The organism is Alcanivorax jadensis T9, assembly GCF_000756655.1.
Lineage (GTDB): Bacteria > Pseudomonadota > Gammaproteobacteria > Pseudomonadales > Alcanivoracaceae > Alcanivorax > Alcanivorax jadensis.
The window spans coordinates 1-18,847 of record NZ_ARXU01000006.1; the positions used below are offsets into that span (position 1 = coordinate 1).

The 18,847-nt window shown below is 58.0% G+C and carries 16 protein-coding genes; 9 read left to right on the plus strand and 7 right to left on the minus strand.

The features are described from left to right. Positions 1 to 22 precede the first annotated feature (22 nt). Positions 23 to 652 (minus strand): TetR/AcrR family transcriptional regulator, encoded by a 630-nt coding sequence (locus tag T9A_RS09235; protein WP_035247503.1) that lies wholly within the window; start codon positions 650 to 652, stop codon positions 23 to 25. A 215-nt stretch (positions 653 to 867) separates the two neighbouring features. Here T9A_RS09235 and T9A_RS09240 point away from each other — a divergent pair, with 215 nt between their 5' ends. From T9A_RS09240 to T9A_RS09265, 6 genes are all read left to right on the plus strand, one after another. Continuing rightward, the gene (locus tag T9A_RS09240; RefSeq protein ID WP_035247504.1) at positions 868 to 1,338 is read left to right on the plus strand and encodes a MaoC family dehydratase; all 471 of its coding nucleotides are present in this window, start codon (positions 868 to 870) and stop codon (positions 1,336 to 1,338) included. Positions 1,339 to 1,588: 250 nt separating this feature from the next. Then, complete coding sequence (locus tag T9A_RS09245) at positions 1,589 to 2,509, plus strand: SDR family oxidoreductase (protein ID WP_035247506.1); 921 nt, start codon at positions 1,589 to 1,591, stop codon at positions 2,507 to 2,509. Positions 2,510 to 2,586: 77 nt separating this feature from the next. After that, entirely contained in the window at positions 2,587 to 3,789 is a 1,203-nt protein-coding gene (locus tag T9A_RS09250; RefSeq protein ID WP_035247509.1) for an acetyl-CoA C-acyltransferase, read from the plus strand. Between the two features lie 529 nt (positions 3,790 to 4,318). Beyond that, complete coding sequence (locus tag T9A_RS09255; RefSeq protein WP_052042729.1) at positions 4,319 to 6,085, plus strand: DUF1302 domain-containing protein; 1,767 nt, start codon at positions 4,319 to 4,321, stop codon at positions 6,083 to 6,085. 60 nt (positions 6,086 to 6,145) lie between these two features. Next, positions 6,146 to 6,766 (plus strand): hypothetical protein, encoded by a 621-nt coding sequence (locus T9A_RS09260; protein ID WP_035247511.1) that lies wholly within the window; start codon positions 6,146 to 6,148, stop codon positions 6,764 to 6,766. Between the two features lie 545 nt (positions 6,767 to 7,311). Beyond that, on the plus strand, positions 7,312 to 8,352 hold the full coding sequence (locus T9A_RS09265) for a 3-deoxy-7-phosphoheptulonate synthase (RefSeq protein WP_035247513.1): 1,041 nt from the start codon (positions 7,312 to 7,314) through the stop codon (positions 8,350 to 8,352). A 409-nt stretch (positions 8,353 to 8,761) separates the two neighbouring features. Here the strand turns inward: T9A_RS09265 and pbpC are convergent, their stop codons facing one another. The 3 genes from pbpC to T9A_RS09280 all read right to left on the minus strand — a co-directional run bounded on the left by pbpC (position 8,762) and on the right by T9A_RS09280 (position 12,606). Continuing rightward, positions 8,762 to 11,032, minus strand: coding sequence for a penicillin-binding protein 1C (pbpC, locus tag T9A_RS09270; protein WP_084573455.1), 2,271 nt, complete (start codon positions 11,030 to 11,032; stop codon positions 8,762 to 8,764). A gap of 174 nt (positions 11,033 to 11,206) precedes the next feature. Next, a complete protein-coding gene (locus T9A_RS09275; protein ID WP_035247517.1) occupies positions 11,207 to 11,917 on the minus strand; it encodes a phosphoadenylyl-sulfate reductase in 711 nt (236 codons plus the stop codon). Between the two features lie 176 nt (positions 11,918 to 12,093). Beyond that, the gene (locus T9A_RS09280) at positions 12,094 to 12,606 is read right to left on the minus strand and encodes an outer membrane beta-barrel protein (RefSeq protein ID WP_035247519.1); all 513 of its coding nucleotides are present in this window, start codon (positions 12,604 to 12,606) and stop codon (positions 12,094 to 12,096) included. Between the two features lie 305 nt (positions 12,607 to 12,911). On the opposite strand from T9A_RS09280, the gene T9A_RS09285 reads away from it, so the two are divergent. Continuing rightward, entirely contained in the window at positions 12,912 to 13,322 is a 411-nt protein-coding gene (locus T9A_RS09285; RefSeq protein ID WP_035247522.1) for a DUF4168 domain-containing protein, read from the plus strand. 58 nt (positions 13,323 to 13,380) lie between these two features. Here T9A_RS09285 and T9A_RS09290 read toward each other — a convergent pair whose 3' ends face one another. The 3 genes from T9A_RS09290 to T9A_RS09300 form a co-directional block, all read right to left on the minus strand. Next, positions 13,381 to 15,327, minus strand: coding sequence for a ligand-gated channel protein (locus T9A_RS09290; RefSeq protein WP_084573456.1), 1,947 nt, complete (start codon positions 15,325 to 15,327; stop codon positions 13,381 to 13,383). A 178-nt stretch (positions 15,328 to 15,505) separates the two neighbouring features. Further along, positions 15,506 to 16,846 carry a sensor histidine kinase gene (locus T9A_RS09295; RefSeq protein WP_035247527.1) on the minus strand — a complete coding sequence of 447 codons (1,341 nt, stop codon included), beginning with the start codon at positions 16,844 to 16,846 and terminating at the stop codon, positions 15,506 to 15,508. Further along, on the minus strand, positions 16,846 to 17,556 hold the full coding sequence (locus T9A_RS09300) for a response regulator transcription factor (protein ID WP_035247529.1): 711 nt from the start codon (positions 17,554 to 17,556) through the stop codon (positions 16,846 to 16,848). The genes T9A_RS09295 and T9A_RS09300 overlap by 1 nt, the downstream gene beginning before the upstream one ends. A gap of 156 nt (positions 17,557 to 17,712) precedes the next feature. On the opposite strand from T9A_RS09300, the gene T9A_RS09305 reads away from it, so the two are divergent. Beyond that, positions 17,713 to 18,321 (plus strand): PepSY-associated TM helix domain-containing protein, encoded by a 609-nt coding sequence (locus T9A_RS09305; protein WP_232222057.1) that lies wholly within the window; start codon positions 17,713 to 17,715, stop codon positions 18,319 to 18,321. Positions 18,322 to 18,334: 13 nt separating this feature from the next. Beyond that, positions 18,335 to 18,823 carry a DUF2271 domain-containing protein gene (locus tag T9A_RS09310; protein WP_035247533.1) on the plus strand — a complete coding sequence of 163 codons (489 nt, stop codon included), beginning with the start codon at positions 18,335 to 18,337 and terminating at the stop codon, positions 18,821 to 18,823. Positions 18,824 to 18,847: the final 24 nt, after the last annotated feature.

Consider the following 18,847-nt stretch of genomic DNA (forward strand, 5'->3'; position numbering starts at 1 on the left):
CGGGGAGTTTTTCAGAGGCTCCTTAACTATTTTTCATCACTCCACGCAGTGCCACCAGCACCACCTCATCCACCACACCCTGCCGCTGTGCCGGCGTTTCCGAGTCGCGGGGCTGGTACCAGTTGATTACCGAGTTCATGGCGCCGAAGACGGGCTTGATGGACATCTTCGGTCGTGCTGCACGCATGGTTCCATTGGCGATGCCCTCTTCCAGCACGGTCAGGAACAGGCCCTCGCAGCGCTTGCGACGCTCCTGCAAGCGCTCGAGCTGGGCACGCTGGGCCTCGGTGGTGCTGCTGCGCAGCAACATCTGCACCGCTTCCGAAACGGTACGCTGGTAAGGCTGAGTACGGATCAGGGTGCGCACATAGCAGCGGGCCATTTCCGTAAAACGTTCCGGAGCAGGAAGATCGGAACCGACCACCGGTTCCAGCTCTTCAAAAAGCGCGTCCATGGCCCGGTGATGGATCTCGAAGAAAAGCTGCGCCTTGGAATCGAAGTAGTGATACACCATCCCCTTGGTCGCAGAAAGACGCCGGGCAATGTCATCAATACTGGTGGCATTGAAACCCCTCTCCATAAAACAGAGGGCCGCCGCATCGAGAATCGCATCACGGGGATCGGTAAGCAGGGCTTCACTTTGTTCTGGCATGGTGCTCCTCAATCACGGTGCAGACCAATTTTATCGGAAAATAGTGACATACCCGGGGCCCCTCACCATTGACCCTCCCGCACAGCAGTGGCGGAATTCTCGCCCTTCATGGCGCTTTTCACCCTTTACGGCCAGTTACGCCACCCCCATACTGATATTTTTGAAATAATATTCTGAAAATATGGCGCGTTCGCGCCACTATTAGGGAGAGCCCCATGAGCAGAGCGCAGATTACGATTGAGGAACTGCAGACAAAAACCGGTGAAGCTGTGGGCGTGTCCCAATGGCGCACCGTGGACCAGCAGCGCATCGACGGCTTTGCTGAGTTGACCGAAGATCCCCAATGGATCCACACGGACCCGGCACGGGCCGCAAAGGAAAGCCCTTTCGGCGCCACCATCGCCCACGGCTTCCTGTCCCTGTCGCTGCTGTCCGCCATGGCCATGGACGTGCTGCCCACCATCAAGGGCCAGGAAATGGGCATCAACTATGGCTTCGACAAGGTGCGCTTCATGAACCCGGTGCGCGAGGGTAGCAAGGTGCGCGGCAAATTCACCCTGCTGGAAGTGAAGCAGCGCTCCGATAAAGAATGGCAACTGCGCCATGGTGTGGAAGTGGAAATCGAAGGACAGGATAAACCCGCTCTGATCGCCGAATGGCTGAGCCTGGCGATTGTACCAGCTTGATTTAACAGGCCGCTGTAGGAGCGTCGCTCGCGGCGCGATAACCGAACCCAGAATCAAAAGCCTTTTCACCACAGAGCATACAGAGTACACAGAGCACACCGAGGAAACCTGTCTTTTCCTCAGTGATCTCTGTGCCCTCTGTGGTAAGTCCGCCTTTCAGGTTTTGGGTTTATGCACTTCGTTCCGGTTCGCGCCGAGAGCGACGCTCCTACAAAAGGGTATTTGATGAAGATTATTGGGAGAGAGAAGCATGACAATCCGTTTTGATAACCAAGTAGCCATCGTCACCGGCGCCGGTAACGGCCTGGGAAAATGCCATGCGCTAGAGCTGGCGCGTCTGGGCGCCAAGGTCGTGGTCAATGACTTCGGCGGTGCTCGCGATGGCAGTGGTGGTTCCAGCGAAGCTGCCGAGCAGGTAGTGGCTGAAATCCAGGCCGCCGGTGGTGAAGCGATTGCCAACGGCGCCGATGTGTCCAGCCCGGAACAGGTGGACGCCATGGTGAAACAGGCCTTGGACACCTGGGGCCGCATTGATGTGCTGATCAACAACGCCGGCATCCTGCGCGACAAGAGCTTTGTGAAAATGACCCAGGACGACTGGGACAAGGTGGTCGCCGTTCACCTGACCGGCTCCGAAATTTGCACCAGGGCAGTATGGCCAATCATGCGCGAACAGGGCTACGGCCGTATCGTCATGACCACGTCCACATCCGGCCTGTACGGCAACTTCGGCCAGGCCAACTACGGGGCCGCCAAGATGGCCGTGGCCGGGCTGATGAATACCCTGTGTATTGAAGGGGAAAAATACGACATCAAGGTCAACTGCATTGCCCCCACTGCCGCCACGCGCATGACTGAAGACCTGATGCCCCCGGAAGTGCTGGCCATGCTGGAGCCAAAGGAAATCACCCCGGCAGTCTTGTTCCTGTGCAGTAACAAGGCGCCGACCCACCGCATCGTATTGGCAGGCGCCGGCTGCTACGCCATGGTTCGCCTGATGGAAAGCGAAGGCGTCTACCTGAATGAAGACGAGCGAAATGTGGATGGCGTCGCCGCCCACTTCGCACAGATTGGCAACATGGACAACGCCCGGGAAATTCTCGCCGGCGGCGACCATGTCACCAAGATTCTCACCAAGGCTGCCCAGGCCAAAGGCATCAAGCTGGGTTAAACGCAGCAGCTGATCAACCGGCTGCAGGCAAACTCCTTCAGCGAGACATCGACCGAATATCAATCTGGAGAGGCATCATGAGAGAAGCCGTCATCGTTTCCACCGCCCGCACCCCTATTGGCAAAGCCTACCGGGGCGCCTTCAACGACACTCAGGCCCAGGCGCTGGGTGGCCATGCCATCAAACACGCCGTGGAGCGCGCCGGCATCGACCCGGAGACTATTCAGGACGTGATCATGGGCGCCGCTCTGCAGCAGGGTAGCACCAGCGGCAACGTGGCCCGCCAGTGCGCCCTGCGTGCCGGCCTGCCCACCAGCGTGTCCGGCATGTCCATGGACCGTCAGTGCGCCTCCGGCCTGATGGCCATTGCCACTGCCGCCAAGGAAATCATTGTCGATAAAATGGACGTGGCCGTGGCCGGCGGCCTGGAGTCCATTTCCCTGGTCCAGAACGACAAGATGAACACTTTCCGCGCCGCCGATCCGTGGCTGAAACAGCATCGCCCGGACATCTACATGTCCATGCTGGAAACCGCCGAAATCGTCGCTGACCGCTACAACGTATCTCGCGATGCTCAGGACGAATACGCCTACCAGTCCCAGATGCGCACCGCCACTGCCCAGCAAGCCGGCAAATTCGATGACGAAATCGCCCCCATGACCACTGTCATGAAAGTGATGAACAAGGAAACCAAAGAGGTTTCCGATCAGGAAGTCACTCTGGGCAAAGACGAAGGTAATCGCCCGCAAACCACCCAGGAAGGCCTGCAATCCCTGCAGCCGGTCTTCAAGGGCGGACAGGAGGTTCAGGAAGGCCGCTTCATCACCGCCGGTAACGCGTCCCAGCTATCCGACGGCGCCAGCGCCTGCGTGCTGATGGAAGCTGCAGAGGCCGAACGACTGGGCCTGCAACCGCTGGGCGCCTACCGGGGCATGGCTGTGGCCGGCTGCGACCCGAACGAAATGGGCATCGGCCCGGTGTTCGCGGTACCCAAGTTGCTCAAGCGCTTTGGCCTGACCGTGGACGATATCGGCATCTGGGAGCTCAACGAAGCCTTTGCCAGCCAGTGCCTGTACAGTCGCGACCGCCTGGGCATCGACCCGGAGAAATACAACGTGAACGGCGGCGCCATTTCCATCGGGCACCCCTACGGCATGTCCGGTGCCCGCATGACTGGCCACGCCCTGATTGAAGGCAAGCGCCGTGGCGTTAAATATGTGGTTGTCACCATGTGCATTGGCGGCGGCATGGGTGCCGCTGGCCTGTTTGAAGTGTTCTGATTTCTGTCTCTGACTTCCCCTTCAGGGCGCCACACGGCGCCCTTTTTTTATCTTCACGATCAGGGACCATTGCCAGGCAAAGTCTTGCTGTGGTTTTCTGCTATGGAATTCTTTAGAAAATGTGTCAAAGCTCACAAATGCCACTAAAATGAAACCACCTTTTATTTGTTACCCTGGGTAACGAATTCCCACGAACAGTAAACACCACCTTCAGTATCGTTTCTTTTACTCGGTTTTAAATCACGAAAACTCCATAAAAAATACCGCACTTATTCCAGTAACAGGCCTTTCTCTCCCCATTTTCCCTCAACTTCGACCTTGGTCCGTCTTGACCACATACCCGTCGGTATGTATGAATTGAATCCGAATCATCGCTTTTCGAAATCATTGTCCAAAAAAATGAAAGGCGAGGATCAGGATTTTAACGCCCGATGGGACCGGGCGTGACAACAAGTGCGCTACAACAACGTTCACAACAACAAACGGAATTTCTACCCGGCTCATCACTGGGTAGTGGGAGAGCAAAATAATGCGAAGCAAAGCGATCGCTGTTGGCTGCAGCAGTGCCCTGGCTCTGGGCCTGCTGACAGCCGCAGCCCCGGCCATGGCTGGCGAAAAACAGTTCAATGAAGACGTCAGCGTCAAATGGAACCTGAAAGCCTCCGTGGGCGCTATTTCCCGTATGGAGTCTGCCCGCAAGGAAAACCTGTTTGCCGGTGATACCCCCGGCGGCACCTCCGGTTCCGCCGTCTCCGACGACGGCAACCTGAACTATGATGGTGGCGAAGTGGTGTCTGCCGTTGCCAAGGCAGTGGGCGACGTCAACCTGCAGTACAAGAATTATGGCCTGTTTGTGCGTGCCAAGGGCTGGTACGACTATGTGCAGAAAGAGAAGGATGTCCCTCACGGCAACTTCCCCAATGAATTTGTCGGCGGTGAACCGCTCAGCGATGACGGCTTTGATCGCAACTCCAAATTCCAGGGAGCCACCTTTCAGGATGTCTTTGTCCACGGCACCTTCCAGGTCAACGAACAGCCTCTGAAACTGAAAGCGGGTCGTCAGACTTTGCTGTGGGGGCGCAGCCTGTATTCCCGTGGCTCCCTCAGTTCGCTGAACGCCATCGACCTGGCCGCCCTTCATCGTCCTGGTGCCGAGTACACCGAGTTCCTCAAGCCCGCAGGCATGGTGACCGCCGACTACAAGTTTACCGACCGGCTCTCCATGAAGTCCTTCTACCAGTATGAGTGGCGGGCCGCGAACCTGGATGGCTGTGGCACCTTCTTTTCCACCCTCGACAACACCGCCGTCGGCTGTAACGCCACCTTCTCCAGCTCAGTGATCATTCCCAACAAGACCGCCTATGAAAATGGCGTCTACATTCCACGCCGGGACGAAAAAGAGCCGGATGATGGCGGCCAATACGGGCTGAAATTCGACTATGCCTTCCCAAAATCCAAGGCCAAGGTGGGCGCCTACTTCCTGAACTATCATATGCGTCTGCCGATCTACTCGGTGACCAAGGAAGACAGCCCGCTGGCGCAGGGGATTACCGCTGGCAACGACATCGCCTACTTCTATGAATACCCGGAAGATATTCAGGTGATCGGCCTGACCGCCGACAAAACCTTTGAGGGTGTCGGCAATCTGGCCATGAACCTGAGCTACCTCCCGGATATGCCAGTCCAGATCAACACCCCGGATCTGACAACCGCACGGGTGCTGGAAGCCAATGGCGTGCCGGCAGCGGCCGCACAAGGGTTTGCCACCGTTCCCCAGGACACCATTGACTACGTCTACGGCTCCGGCAACGAAGTCACCGGCTTCCAGGAGTTCGATATTCAGCGTGCCGAAGTGACCTTTACCACGGTCATCCCCAAATTGCTGGGGGCACAGAAAACCATCGTCTCAACTCAGATAGGCTCGGAATTCATCTCCGACCTGCCGGATCAGGAAGACATGCGCTTCCGCCGCCACACCAACTTCGGGGTTGGCGAGCTGGGTGAGGACGGCTATGTAACTGACTTCAGCTGGGGTTACCAACTGACGCTCAAATCCACCTATGCCAACGTCATTGGCCCGGTAGCGCTGACCCCGTCGCTGACCATGAAACATGGCGTGGAAGGCTACTCCAGCGATGACGCACTGCAAGAAGACGAACGCAGCCTGGGTCTGGGCGTGGGCATGAGCTACAAGAAACTCAGCGCCGACCTGTCCTACACCACTTATAACGATGCCAAGTACAGCGTGGTCAACGACCGGGATTATCTGTCCCTGAGCACCACCTACAACTTCTGAGAAGGCAAGGACACCGCAGGCTGCCCCCAGTGGCCTGCCAAACAGAATGAGGATGGAACGATGAGAAAAGTGAAATTTGCCATGGTGGCCCTGTTCGCTGCACTACTCGCGGCCTGTGCCACCGGCTACCACGACACCCGTATGGTCAACACCCAGACCGGCGTAGAAAAAGAACCCCAAGGTCCCTACCAGTCACTGGTGGTGGGGGTTCTGGTAGAGCATGAACTGCGTGCCCACCTGGAAAACGCCATTGTCGCCAAGTTTGCCGAACAGGGTATCCAGGCCACCGCCGCCCACACGGTTTTTGGTGACAAAGGGATTGAAGGTAAAAGCCGTGACTATTTGGCGCAACGCATGAAGGAAAATAGCTTCGACAGCGCCCTGGCGATCCACCTGGAAGAGCAGCGCACCGAAACCCTTGAAGTCAAAGGTGACCCGGGGACGGCCGTACCGGTCGCCGGCACCATGACCATGCGCCCTCAGGTGTTCAGCGACGACTTTTTCGTGAATGAGGACATCTATGTGGTTCGGCTGGACCTCTGGGATGTAGACCAGCAAGCGATTATCTGGCAAGGCAACACCGTCAGCTTCAACACCGGCGGCTTCAAGGGCCTGGAAAAGGGCGCAGGCCACTTCGCCCAGGTCATCACCAACGCCATCGGCAAGGCCGATATCTTCTGATCCTGTTTTCTCCTTGATTGTCTCCACCTTCCTTGCCCACTTCGGTGGGCATTTTTTTGCCTTGTCCTGTCACGATCCTGTCATGCCGACCCGGCATATTGACCACCTATCAAGGAGAGAGGCTCGCCCTCTTGCTTCTGACGGGCGCCATCGCTAGGCTTGAGAACTGAATTCAAAGAGATTTCACCATGAACGCAGCCCTGCACAATCACGGCATCAATGCAGACCGCAACCCGGTCGGCACGGTTGTGCCCGCTGCCTTCTATTATGGGTATTGGTTTAGCCGCTCGCGCGCCTGACCGTTACCCAGGCGCGCCCGCTACGGGACGCCTGCCGAATCATGAAAACCCCGGTCGGTATCCCGCCCGGGGTTTTTTATTGCCCGATAAATACCGAAACACCGCACCACAGAGGACAAACACCATGTATCGATATAGCCAGCACCACAAAGAATCGCGATTTAGCCAATGGCAAAGCCCGCTCCAGCGAACACTACGATCGAATCACGCGCGACGGTAATGCGCACAGAACAGTAAGGAACGACCATGCAACAGACACAGAGCACCACTACCCCCGCCGACACCAGTCCGCGCCGCAGCTTGCCGCTGCCCTCCCCCACCGTGCTGCGTGATCGCCTGCCGGTGGACGTCCGGCTGGCAGCACAGATTCAGGCACATCGCCAAACCGTACGCGATATTCTCAATGGCACCGATGACCGCCTGCTTGTTATTACTGGCCCCTGCTCGCTTCACGACCCGAAAGCAGCGCTGGAATACGGCCATCGTCTGAGCGAACTGTCCCGTCAGCTGGACGACAAGGTCTTCCTGGTAATGCGCGCCTACGTGGAAAAGCCACGCACCACCGTGGGGTGGAAAGGCATGCTCTACGACCCACACCTGGACGGCAGCAACGATATCGCCACCGGGCTGAACGTATCCCGCCACCTGTTGCTGGACCTGGCACGGCTGGGACTGCCCCTGGCCACCGAACTGTTGCACCCCATGGCCGCCGACTACCTGGGCGACCTGCTCAGCTGGGCAGCCATCGGCGCACGCACCACCGAATCCCAGATCCACCGGGAAATGGTCAGCGGCCTGTCCATGCCCGTGGGCTTCAAGAACGGCACCGATGGCAGCATTGATGTAGCGAGTGACGCCATGGGCGCCGCCGAGCATCCCCACACGCATCTTGGCATCGATGACAACGGCCACAGCGCCCTGCTACAGACAGCGGGCAACCCGGATACCCACCTGGTACTGCGCGGCGGGCATCAAGGCCCCAACTACGATGCCGACAGCATTCGCACTGCCGTCGACGCCCTGCAGGCTAAAGGCCGCAACCCGCGACTGATCGTGGACTGCAGCCACGCCAACAGTGGCAAAGATCCACTCAAGCAACCGGAGGTGCTGAACGATCTGCTTGAACAGCGGCGCAAGGGTGAAAAACATATCGCCGGTGTCATGCTGGAAAGCCATCTTCAGGACGGCAAACAGCCCCTGCAGAAACCCCTGCAGTACGGCCTCTCCATCACCGATGGTTGCCTGGGTTGGGACAGGACGGAACAGTTACTCTGTGGTATCGACTAGAGCGGCCCACGGAAACGAACCTGGCAGAAAGATTGATCCGAATCACGACACCGGCGCTTATTCAGTAAAGGCGGCGGTGCCGTGATAATGTCTACATAACAGACAGGAGACCTTCATCATGACTCTGGAACAACTGATTACCGCTTTCGTGCTGTTCCTCTGCGGCATTGCCGTGGTGGCATTTATTGTTTATCTGAAAAATCAGTCAAACAAATGATAAGAGGCTTTTGAGACCAGCAGTCAAACCGCTGCTTGCCCCTATAAACCCCGATACCGTAAATGCGACGCTTTACGCTCTTGCACGACTTTTTGTGGACTCCACATACCGAATACTCATACCAGCCCCCGAGCTACCGAAATCAAATAAAACTTTCCGTATACCCACCCACTGTCCTGTAATTAAAAGCGCTCACTTCCCCAGCACCTTGAATCGATGACGTAATCGAAACCCCTGATCATCCACCAGCGTCAGCGTATGCCAGCCGGGTTCAGCGATGATGGCCTGTTCATGGAAGTGACGGGTCTTGCCGAGAAAACGATCGTCCAGATGCCAGAACAGCTCTGCCTGGCTGCGCTGATGGACCGCGCGGAAAACGGCGCGGCCCAAGCGACCATTCAGCTCCACGGGGATGTAGATAGCGGTGCCGGCATGGGGGTAAACCAGCGCCATGGGCGGTTCGCTTTGCATGGCACGGGCGCCAGCCACACAGTCGGCCCGCCAGGCCGGCAAAGGCCGATAGCCGGGATGATGACGGCGATAGAACCAGGCCTGGGCCGGTGGCAGTACGAACCAGTCCCGATGCTGCATCTGACTCACTGATTCACACTGACTGTGCACCCGTTGGCCGTTGGCATCCAGGTGCACGCGGATATGGTGTGGTGTGACGGTCTGAAAATGGCTCTGTCTCGGAGCCCACTGGTCCACGGTCTCGCACCGCCCCCCAGCCAGGTAGCCATCATCGGCACAGACCTGCACGGTTTTCAGTTCGCCCAATGGCGGCTGCGGCCATGGCGCAGTGCCCAGCAGGCTGAACACATCCAGCATCAGTGGTGCAGCCGTCACTGCCCCGCCGAGGGACGGGGCCGGCTCGCCGTTGCCGTTGCCCGCCCACACACCCACCGTGTATTGCCCATTACTGCCGATGGCCCAGGCATCGCGCAGGCCGTAGCTGGTGCCGGTTTTCCAGGCTATCGGCTGACTGGAGGTGAACAGTCGCCACTGTTGTGCCGTGCCTGGTCTGGCGACCTCCCGTAAGGCCTGCAAGGTAAGCCAGGCGGCGCCCGGGCTGATTGCCACTCCCGGCACCGCCCCGGGTTGCGCCCCTGTTAGTGTCCGCACTGATTCAGGGGCCAGTCCATTGGCGCTGGCCATCATCTGCGCATAAATTGCGGTGAGTTCATCCAGCCGCCCTTCTGCCCCACCGAGGATCAGGGTGAGCCCGTAGTCTTCTGCGCTACGAAACAGGGTGGTCATGCCCAGGCGCTGTAGTTCGCTATGAAATCGCCCCAGCCCGTAGTCCTTCAACATACGTACCGCGGGAATGTTCAGTGACTGGCTCAGGGCCTGGTGCGCAGGCACTGCCCCCCGATAGCCGTGATCAAAGTTTTCCGGGCTGAAACCGCCATAGTTGGTGGGCAGATCCGGCACCAGGGTGCCGGGCAGCAAACGCCCGTCATCCAGCATCAACCCGTACAGCAAGGGTTTGAGGACGCTGCCGGTGGAACGGGGAGCGCTGGCGATATCCACCGCTGCCCCGTATTCCGCAGGGTCGCCATGGGAGACGTTGCCCACATAGGCGCGGGTTTGTCGTTGCTGATGATCAATGACCACCACCGCCACGTTATGGACCCCATCGCGGGCCAACCGCCGACCGTGCTGCCGGGCCAATTCCCTGACCCGCCGTTGAAGGTCCGCATCCAGCGTTGTGGTCAGTAGCCGTCCCGTGGAAGTCTTCGAGAGAGTGTTCAGCAAGTGAGGGGCCAGCCCCGGCAGAGGCCTGGGCGCGGCAGGTAAAGGCTCCATTAACGCCAGCCGCAGGTCTGCATCTGCCATGGAACCCTGACGGTGGAGGTGCTGCAGCAAGGCATTGCGCTTGGCCAGCAGACGTTCGCGATTACGACCCGGATGGATCAGCGAAGGCGAATTGGGTAGCACTGCCAGCAGGGCCGCCTCCGCCCAGCTCAAGGCTCCGGGTTCGCGGCCAAAATAACGCCAGGATGCGGCACGCAAGCCGACTATGTTGCCACCGAAAGGAGCCCAGCTGGCGTAATGGACAAGGATCTCCGGCTTGCTGAAGTGCCACTCCAGCTGCAATGCCAGTAGCGCCTCACGGGCTTTTTCGGTGAGAGTCCGCGGCGGGTCGTCACGCAGCAGCCGAGCCAGCTGCATGGTCAGCGTAGAACCGCCACTGACCACCCTTCCCGCCTCCAGGTTCAGGCGCATGGCCCGGGCGATGGCCAGCGGATCAATGCCCGGGTGCCGGTAAAAGCGCTTGTCTTCGAACAACAGCAGTGCCTGTTCGTATTTGTCCGGCAGCTGTGCCACCGGCACGAAACGCCACTGCTGATCCTCGGCAATCCGGGCATCCAGCAGGCGGCCGTGGCGATCCAGCATCAAGGTGGCGTAGGGCGTGTTATCCAGCCGCTCAGGCAGCGGCCACCATTGCAGGGCCGCCAGCATCAGTAGCAAAGCAAGCAACAAGCCTGTCAGAAGAAATCGTCTTTTTCGGTATTGTCGCTTCATGGGCTGGCAGGCAGAGGGAGATACCGAAAGCCTACTCAACAATAAGGAAAGGGTCGACCGAACAAAAAAACGGGCGCATTAAGCGCCCGTTTAGCGTGGTTCCGGAATAACTTAAAGGTGAAGGCCGCACTCGGTCTTCTGCTGGCCTTTCCAACGACCTTCGCGGCCTTCGCCCTTGAAGGTACAGTGGCTGCAGCCGATAGAGTTATAGCCTTCCGCCACCAGCGGATGGAACGGCAGATCGTGTTCTTCGATATAGCTATCGCGCTGTTCCTTGGTCACGTCGATCATGGGATTGAACTTGATCATCCCGCCACGCTCTTCGAATACCTGCAGCCCGGCGCGGTGCTCGGTCTGCCAGCCCATCAGGCTGGAAATCCACAGGTCGTAGTTTTCCTTGGCCTCATCCAGGGGATTCACCTTGTTCACCTGGCAGCACAGGTCCGGATCGGATTCCCACATGCGGTTTTCCAAAGACACCTGATGATGGTCCGGGTCCGGGGTCACATCAATGACGGTCAGGCCAAAGCGCTCCACCAGGTAGTCCTTGTACTTGAGTGTTTCCTCAAAGTGGTAACCGGTATCGATGAAATGCACCGGCTGCTCGGGACGGATGCTGGAGATAATATGCAGGAAATACGCAGAGGTAGCCGCAAAGGAAGAGGTAATCATAATGCGCTCGGGGGAAAAATCCTCAAACACGCGCGCGATACGCTCTTCAAAACTCAACGGACCATAGACACGATTCAAGTCTGACAAGGCTTCTTTGGACAAGCCGGCAGTGTTATCTCCGAAACGTGTAATAAGCTGTGCACTACCCATGATCTACAGCACCTCAAAACAGGAATTGCGAGTGCCATGATAGGGAGTTAGCGAAGAAGATAAAGGAATATATGGTGATACTTTTATAACCTTTAAGAATATAAAAGACAGCCTGTGATCGCACCGAGAGCCCGGACTACTCGCCGTCTCCCCGGTGCAACCCGGCATTTCCTCTCTCAGAACTTGTAGTTAAGTCCCAGCCCAATCAGTTCCTGAGTACCGAAGTCATTATCCACCAGACGCAAATACTCCAGACTCATGCTGATGTGCTTTTCCATCCCTAGGTCGAAGCCACCACCGTAGGAGGCACCGTCGTCACGCAGGGTTTCGCCATTGAAGTCATTCTCAACATAGCTGTAACCCCCGATCAGATACGGACGGACAGGGCCTGCTAGCGGTGGCGTCAGCCGGGCATACACGCCGTAGTGAAAGTCATTCTCCACCTCCACGCCGCGGTAGGAATCATCACCGAATGCCTTACCGGCATGAACCTCGGCGCTAATCAGCTCGTGCAGTACCATGCCACCACGCAGTGTCAGACCGGTGAGAGTCACATTGCTGACCGAGCCACGATCTATGTTCAGCATATTGACCTGGGCACCAGTGTAAAACTCAGCCTGTGCCGCCGTGCCGGCCAACAACATCCATGCTACGAGCGTTCCGCGAACAATTCCGGTTCTTTTCAACATTCAGCTCTCCTTGGTTTTTCTTATCAGTCCCATCGTGGACGAAATCCACCCACCTATTGAAACGGTCATAGCGTAAAAAGGAAAGTGCCGAGGACAGCAGGATCTTTGACTATCGATTACCGGTGATACGCGATGAATGACGATCGCCACACATATTTACACAACTTAACAAAAGGCAAGGAACGGATACTCACAGGTTTGTCGGACCTGTCAGGTGCCATGCGCGATGACCCGATACGCCATGGCACAAAACTGCCCTCTGACATTCATGCAGGGGGGCATGAATACGCAAAGGAGACTGATCTATGAAAAAGCCAATAACCGCCATGGCCGCACTGCTGTTTACCAGCGCTCTGACCGCCACCGCCATCGCACAGCAGCCTGGCACCACCGGTGCCCCGCAACAAGGCGCTCCGCAGACCCAGAACATGCCTCAGCAGCAGAACCTGCCGGATGCTTCCGACTTTTCCGATTCGGATCTGGATGCATTTGTTGCCACCCAGAAAGACATGGCAGGGATTCAGAAAAAGTATTCCCAGAAGCTGCAAGCCAACCAGGACAAGCCCAAGAAAGCCATGGAGGTTCAGCAGGAAGCCCAGCAGAAAATGGTGGAAGCCGTGCAAGACAACGGCCTGGAACTGGAAAAATACAACCAGATCGTCCGTCTGGCGCAGTATGATGCGGACTTCCGCGCCAGCCTTCAGGCAAAATTGTAATCGTAGGCCTGAAGACAAAAAACGCCGGCTGATGCCGGCGTTTTTTTTGCACAAACCATCAGAAGTTCATGGTTACGCCCAGCCAGTAACGCCGGCCATCTTCCACATAGCCATACTCATCCAGCAAAATTGTCTTGTCGGTGAGGTTATAGATGCCAGTGTTCAGTTTCGCCTGCGGTGACAACCGGAACCCCAGCCCCGCATCCACCAGCGTACTGGACGGCGCGATGATGGCACTACTGGAAGGCCCGGTAGTCGGCTGGCTTTCCTCTCCGCGATAGCGCACCGTTGCCCAGGGCGATACGGTGTCCGTGGCCTGCCAGTTGGCCTGCAGACTGGCCAGATGTTCCGGCAACTGGTTCAGCGGTTCCCCTTTGTACTCCCCGGATTTCTGCTCGGAATCCGTATAGGTATAACTGAGACTCAGTGTCAGCACTCGATACAGTGTGGACGACAGGGCAGCTTCTACCCCCCGGGTTACCGCTTCGTCCACGTTGACCCGATAGGTAGGATCAGCGCCGAACTGATTGGCACCGTCGGTGCAAATAGCAATCGGGCAGGCAATGCGGGTAATCTTGTCTTCAAAATCATTATGGAAAACGGTGACGTTCGCCATCAGGCTACGCCCGGCATTGAAGTACAGCCCCAGCTCCTTGTTTACTGACGTTTCCGGTTCCAGATCCGGATTGCCGTAGATATTGCCACCACGACTCACCTGCCCCCAGTCCGGGGTAATTTCACGCAACGAGGGAGAACGAAAACCGGTAGACACCCCCCCTTTCAGGGTCCAGCGAGGACTGAAGCCCCACACGCCATACAGTCGCGGACTGAAGTGACTACCAAAATTGTCATCGTCATCCAGCCGTGCCCCGGCGGTGAGCGAGAAAGTATCAGTCAGCATCCATTCGTCTTCTGCGAACAGCGCGTATTTTGCGGTATCGATACGGGTTCGTTCGGAAATCCGGTTGGAGGTCTTGTCGGAGAGCGCTTCCTCAATAAAGTCCGCGCCCATGGTGACCCTGTGATTACCCAGCGGCATGACCAATGACGATTTCGCCGTGGTGTTGGTGATCACCATCTCGCGGTTTTCGTTTTCCGCCCTTTCCCGTTGCACATAGGTATCAGAGGTTCCTATCGCCCAGCGCCCGGTATGGCTCAGCGAGAAGGCTTCGCGGCTGCTGCGATTATCGGAATCTGTACAGCCACCACGACAATCGGTGGCCGGGGCGCTGTAACCGACCAGCGAACGACGACGCTGGTCCACCTGGCTGGCCTCCAGCACAAGGTCATGATCCTTGCTGGGCGTCACCGACACCTTGGCAGTCAGGTTCTTCAGGGATTTTTCTTCAAAGCCGTTTTCAAACAGATCCTCTTCCCGGTCCTGGAAGCGACCGTAAAGCTGTAACCCCACCAGCCCTTCCTTGAGGGGGCCGTTGAGACTGAAATTACCCTGCTTGATATCCCCGGATCGGGAATCATCCTGAATGATGGTGTCCAGCTGCACTGAACCACCCCATTCATCGGCCACCTTGCGGGTGATGATGTTAACGACCCCACCAAGAGCATCGGAACCGTACAGGGTGGACATGGGCCCGCGCACCACTTCGATCCGCTCAATGCTTTGCAAGGGCGGCAACCAGTCCTGCTCGAAACCGGCGCTGCCGTTGGGGCGGGTTTCGCGGGTGGAGACGCGTTTGCCGTCGACGAGGATAAGGGTGTACGACGAAGGCATACCACGCATGACAATATCCGTGCCGCGATCACCGGAACCGCCACCGGTCACAACGACGCCGGGAATATCCCGCAAGGCATCGGTAGCATCCTTGTAATAGCGCTGCTCGATCTGCTCCCGGTTGATTACGCTAATGGAAGCCGGAGCATCTTCCACCTGCTGGGCGTAGCCCCCCGCAGTCACCGAAATCTGGCCAAGCTCGTGGCTGTCCTGCTCTGCCCAGGCGATACCGCTGGTCACCAGCAAAACCAGCCCCAGGTTCCCCAAACGCATTCCCATCTTCCTTATCTCCTCAATAACATCGACAACATGACCAGAGCCCCGGCGCCATTTCTGGCAACCAGGCGCTGATCCCCCCGCAAACGCGGCATAAAGCCGCCTAAGGAATTAATGAACATTATTCACTGGTGATGATATTGATTCTTGTTTGCATATAAAGGAGATTTACAAACTATACAGCCGCCGGCAATCGCAGATGGACCCGCAGCCCAGGGTCGGCGTTTTCTGCCCACAGTTGGCCGCCAAGCCACTGCACGGAGCGAAAGGCAATGCTCAACCCCAGCCCGAAACCACTGTTGCCGGCACGGGCACTGTCTAGACGGACGAAAGGTGCAAAGATGTCTTCCAGACGATTCGCAGGCACACCTGGCCCCTGATCAGTGACCCACAGGTGCCACCAGTCCCCCTCCCGGGTTCCTGACAGGGAAATCCGCCCCTCCGCCGGAGAATAACGCACCGCATTGCGCACCAGATTTTCCAGTACCTGGGCCAGCGCATTGAGATTACCGCGGACCTGCGCATCGGCAGGAAGATCACAGGGAAAGCGTGACTGGAGCCAGCCACTTTCGAAGGCGGCGTTGTCGCTCACCACATCCCAGAGGGCCAGTAACGAGATCGGCTCCTGCCCACCGTCACCGGATTCCGTATCCTGCCAACCCAGGGTAAGCGTATCGTTGACCAGGGTACGCATCTGCACCAGCTCACGCGCCACCCGCTGCCGTAGCCCCGCCTCATCCAGATCACTCTCCAGCGCCACCGCCAGACGACTGAGTGGCGTGCGTAGCTCATGGGACATATCGTTGAGAAGCTGCCGCTGGGTGGCCAGCATAGCCGACACCTGCTCGGCCATGTGATTGACACTGCGAGCCACATCGCCGAATTCGTCACGACGGTGGCTCAGCGAGGGCTGAACCCGGGCCTGCGGATCATCCTTGAACTGCAGCACCTGATGCTGCAATTCCCGCAGCGGCACACGCACACGCCAGAACAGCAGCAGCCCCAGTATCAGTGCCACCAACGCTGGTAGCCCCACCATCAACAAAGACTTCCAGAGTGGCCAGTCCTGGCCGGGCATGTAACGGGGCGGGAGTTGCATCACCAGACTGCCCTGCTCCGGGCTTTTGGGGAAAGGGACACCGATATAGGGCATGGAGCGATAGCGAAAACTCATCCGCCATTCCAGACCCCGTTGAAACCGCAGGCCGGCCCGTTCTGATTCCGTCAGGGGAATACCACTGAGTGACTGATCATCCTGGCTGACTACCATGATGTTACCGGGTTCGCGATCACCCATGGCAGCAATCCAGTGCTCTACCCCCGCTGCACCGTTCTCCAACCAGGCCTGCTCTGCATCGGCGGCATAACCGCGCAGGGCGCTTTTTGCCTCGTCGCTGAGCAACAGGGCACGGCTGCTGAGAGTACGGTTGAGCCAGTCGCTGAGCGTCACGGTGCACACCGCCGTCACCATCAGCAGCAACGCCAGCCGCCACAACAGAGAATGTCGCCCCAGCATCACAGGTGCTCGGTGATCAGGGTATATCCCTGGCCCCAAACGGTGCGAACAGAGGATTCCGGCGCGCCGGCATCCCGCAACTTGCGACGCAGATGGCTCACATGCAGGTCCAGGCTGCGATCGTGGCGACCACAGCCCCGGTACAACACCGTCTGGTAAAGGAAGGGTTTGCTCAATACCTGGTCATGGTGCTCCAGCAGCACCTGCAGCAAACGAAATTCCGTGGTGGTCAGCCCCAGGTCACGCTGGCGATAACAGGCAGTCTCGGACGGCTCTTCCAGAACCAATCCACCTACCGAATTCGACGACACCATCCGGTGTCGCTCCATGCTGACCCGGCGCAGCACCGCCTCTACCCGCACCGCCAATTCCGCCATGCTGAACGGCTTGGGCAGATAGTCATCCGCCCCGCCGATCAGCCCCTGAATCCTTGCCTGCTCATCGCCAAGAGCAGACACCACGATCACCGGCACCGGGCTCCTGTGGCGAAGCTGGCCCAGCAACTCCAGGCCATTCAGCCCGGGTAACAGAATATCCAGCAATACCAGATCAAAGTCGCCGGAGGACGCCGCCGCCAGCCCCAGGGTGCCATCCGCACAGAGGGTGACCTGGTATCGGCGCTCGGACAGGAAATCATGGAGATGCGCACTGAGCACAGCATCATCTTCGATGACCAGCAAACGGGAGGGAATTTGGGCAACAGCATTCATTCGCGAATGATAGAAATTATCATTTAACAAATCCAGAATTATTTGAACTTAATTCACTTCCACCAGCACCCCTTACATTCTTTACACCCTTACGGCTGTTTAAAAATAACCATTCTCATTACCATCCCTGCCACCGAAATATGCCGAGCCCTTTCCGTGGTGAACAAGAAACGCAAAGCCTTCTGGTTGAAACAGCTCCACCAGTGGCACTGGATTACCTCGGCCCTTTGCCTGATCAGTCTGCTGCTGTTCAGCATCACCGGGATCACGCTTAACCACGCCAGTGCCATCAGCGCCGACCCGACTATCCGGGAACAGGAAGCCTCCCTGCCCGCCCCTCTACTGGAAGCACTGAGTCTTCACCAGGAGGGCCCCCTACCCGTTCCGGTGCGCGACTGGCTGGACCAGGAGATGCAGATCCGCACCGGTGACAAGACCGCCGAATGGTCGGCCGGGGAAGTCTATCTGGCCTTGCCACGGCCCGGCGGAGACGCCTGGCTGGCCATTGATCTTGATGATGGCTCGGTGCTGGCCGAGCAGACCGACCGGGGCTGGATCGCGTTTTTCAACGACCTGCACAAAGGTCGTCATACCGGCATCGCCTGGTCCTGGTTTATCGACATCTTTGCCGTGGCCAGCCTGCTGTTCTCGCTCACTGGTCTGGGGCTGATGATGCTTCATGCCAAACGACGCCCGGCCACCTGGCCGGTCACCCTGGCCGGGCTGGTGCTGCCCTGGCTGCTGATCGTGGTTTTCATGCATTAACAAGGACAGCCCTATGCGTTTACTTCCTCTCGCACTGTTTTCCCTGCTGGCCAGTTACGCCAGCGCCGACACCTTCCAGGTAGAGGTAGAAGTCCCCCGGCTGCGGGTGGCGGAATACCACGCCCCCTACGTGGCCTTCTGGGTGGAAAACGCCGACCGCAGCACCATCGTGCCTCTGGGTCTGTGGTACGACGATCAGGAAAAGTGGCTCAAGGATATCCGCCAGTGGTGGCGTCGCACCGGCCGGGGCCAGCAAAAGCCCTATGACGGCCTCACCGGCGCCACCCGCAGCCCCGGCAAGCACCAAATGGATTTCAGCGAGTTGCAAAGCCTGCAGAAACTGCCCGCGGATGAGTACCAATTGGTAGTCGAGGCCTCCCGTGAAGTGGGCGGCCGGGAAGTAGTACGCCTGCCTTTCCAGTGGCCGGCCAGCAACCACCAGCAACAACAGGTTAACGGTACCAGTGAGCTGGGCACCGTCACGCTCAGCGTAAGACCCTGAAGCCCAATAAACTGAAAAGGATAA

Excerpts from the sequence above, each read along its gene's own strand:
- T9A_RS09290 (WP_084573456.1), bottom strand. The coding sequence starts at position 15,327 with ATGCGTTTGGGGAACCTGGGGCTGGTTTTGCTGGTGACCAGCGGTATC.
- T9A_RS09245 (WP_035247506.1), top strand. The coding sequence starts at position 1,589 with ATGACAATCCGTTTTGATAACCAAGTAGCCATCGTCACCGGCGCCGGT.
- T9A_RS09250 (WP_035247509.1), top strand. The coding sequence starts at position 2,587 with ATGAGAGAAGCCGTCATCGTTTCCACCGCCCGCACCCCTATTGGCAAA.
- T9A_RS09260 (WP_035247511.1), top strand. The coding sequence starts at position 6,146 with ATGAGAAAAGTGAAATTTGCCATGGTGGCCCTGTTCGCTGCACTACTC.
- T9A_RS09300 (WP_035247529.1), bottom strand. The coding sequence starts at position 17,556 with ATGAATGCTGTTGCCCAAATTCCCTCCCGTTTGCTGGTCATCGAAGAT.
- T9A_RS09280 (WP_035247519.1), bottom strand. The coding sequence starts at position 12,606 with ATGTTGAAAAGAACCGGAATTGTTCGCGGAACGCTCGTAGCATGGATG.
- T9A_RS09285 (WP_035247522.1), top strand. The coding sequence starts at position 12,912 with ATGAAAAAGCCAATAACCGCCATGGCCGCACTGCTGTTTACCAGCGCT.
- T9A_RS09255 (WP_052042729.1), top strand. The coding sequence starts at position 4,319 with ATGCGAAGCAAAGCGATCGCTGTTGGCTGCAGCAGTGCCCTGGCTCTG.
- T9A_RS09310 (WP_035247533.1), top strand. The coding sequence starts at position 18,335 with ATGCGTTTACTTCCTCTCGCACTGTTTTCCCTGCTGGCCAGTTACGCC.
- T9A_RS09265 (WP_035247513.1), top strand. The coding sequence starts at position 7,312 with ATGCAACAGACACAGAGCACCACTACCCCCGCCGACACCAGTCCGCGC.
- T9A_RS09240 (WP_035247504.1), top strand. The coding sequence starts at position 868 with ATGAGCAGAGCGCAGATTACGATTGAGGAACTGCAGACAAAAACCGGT.
- T9A_RS09235 (WP_035247503.1), bottom strand. The coding sequence starts at position 652 with ATGCCAGAACAAAGTGAAGCCCTGCTTACCGATCCCCGTGATGCGATT.
- T9A_RS09295 (WP_035247527.1), bottom strand. The coding sequence starts at position 16,846 with ATGCTGGGGCGACATTCTCTGTTGTGGCGGCTGGCGTTGCTGCTGATG.
- T9A_RS09275 (WP_035247517.1), bottom strand. The coding sequence starts at position 11,917 with ATGGGTAGTGCACAGCTTATTACACGTTTCGGAGATAACACTGCCGGC.
- pbpC (WP_084573455.1), bottom strand. The coding sequence starts at position 11,032 with ATGCTGGCGGCCCTGCAATGGTGGCCGCTGCCTGAGCGGCTGGATAAC.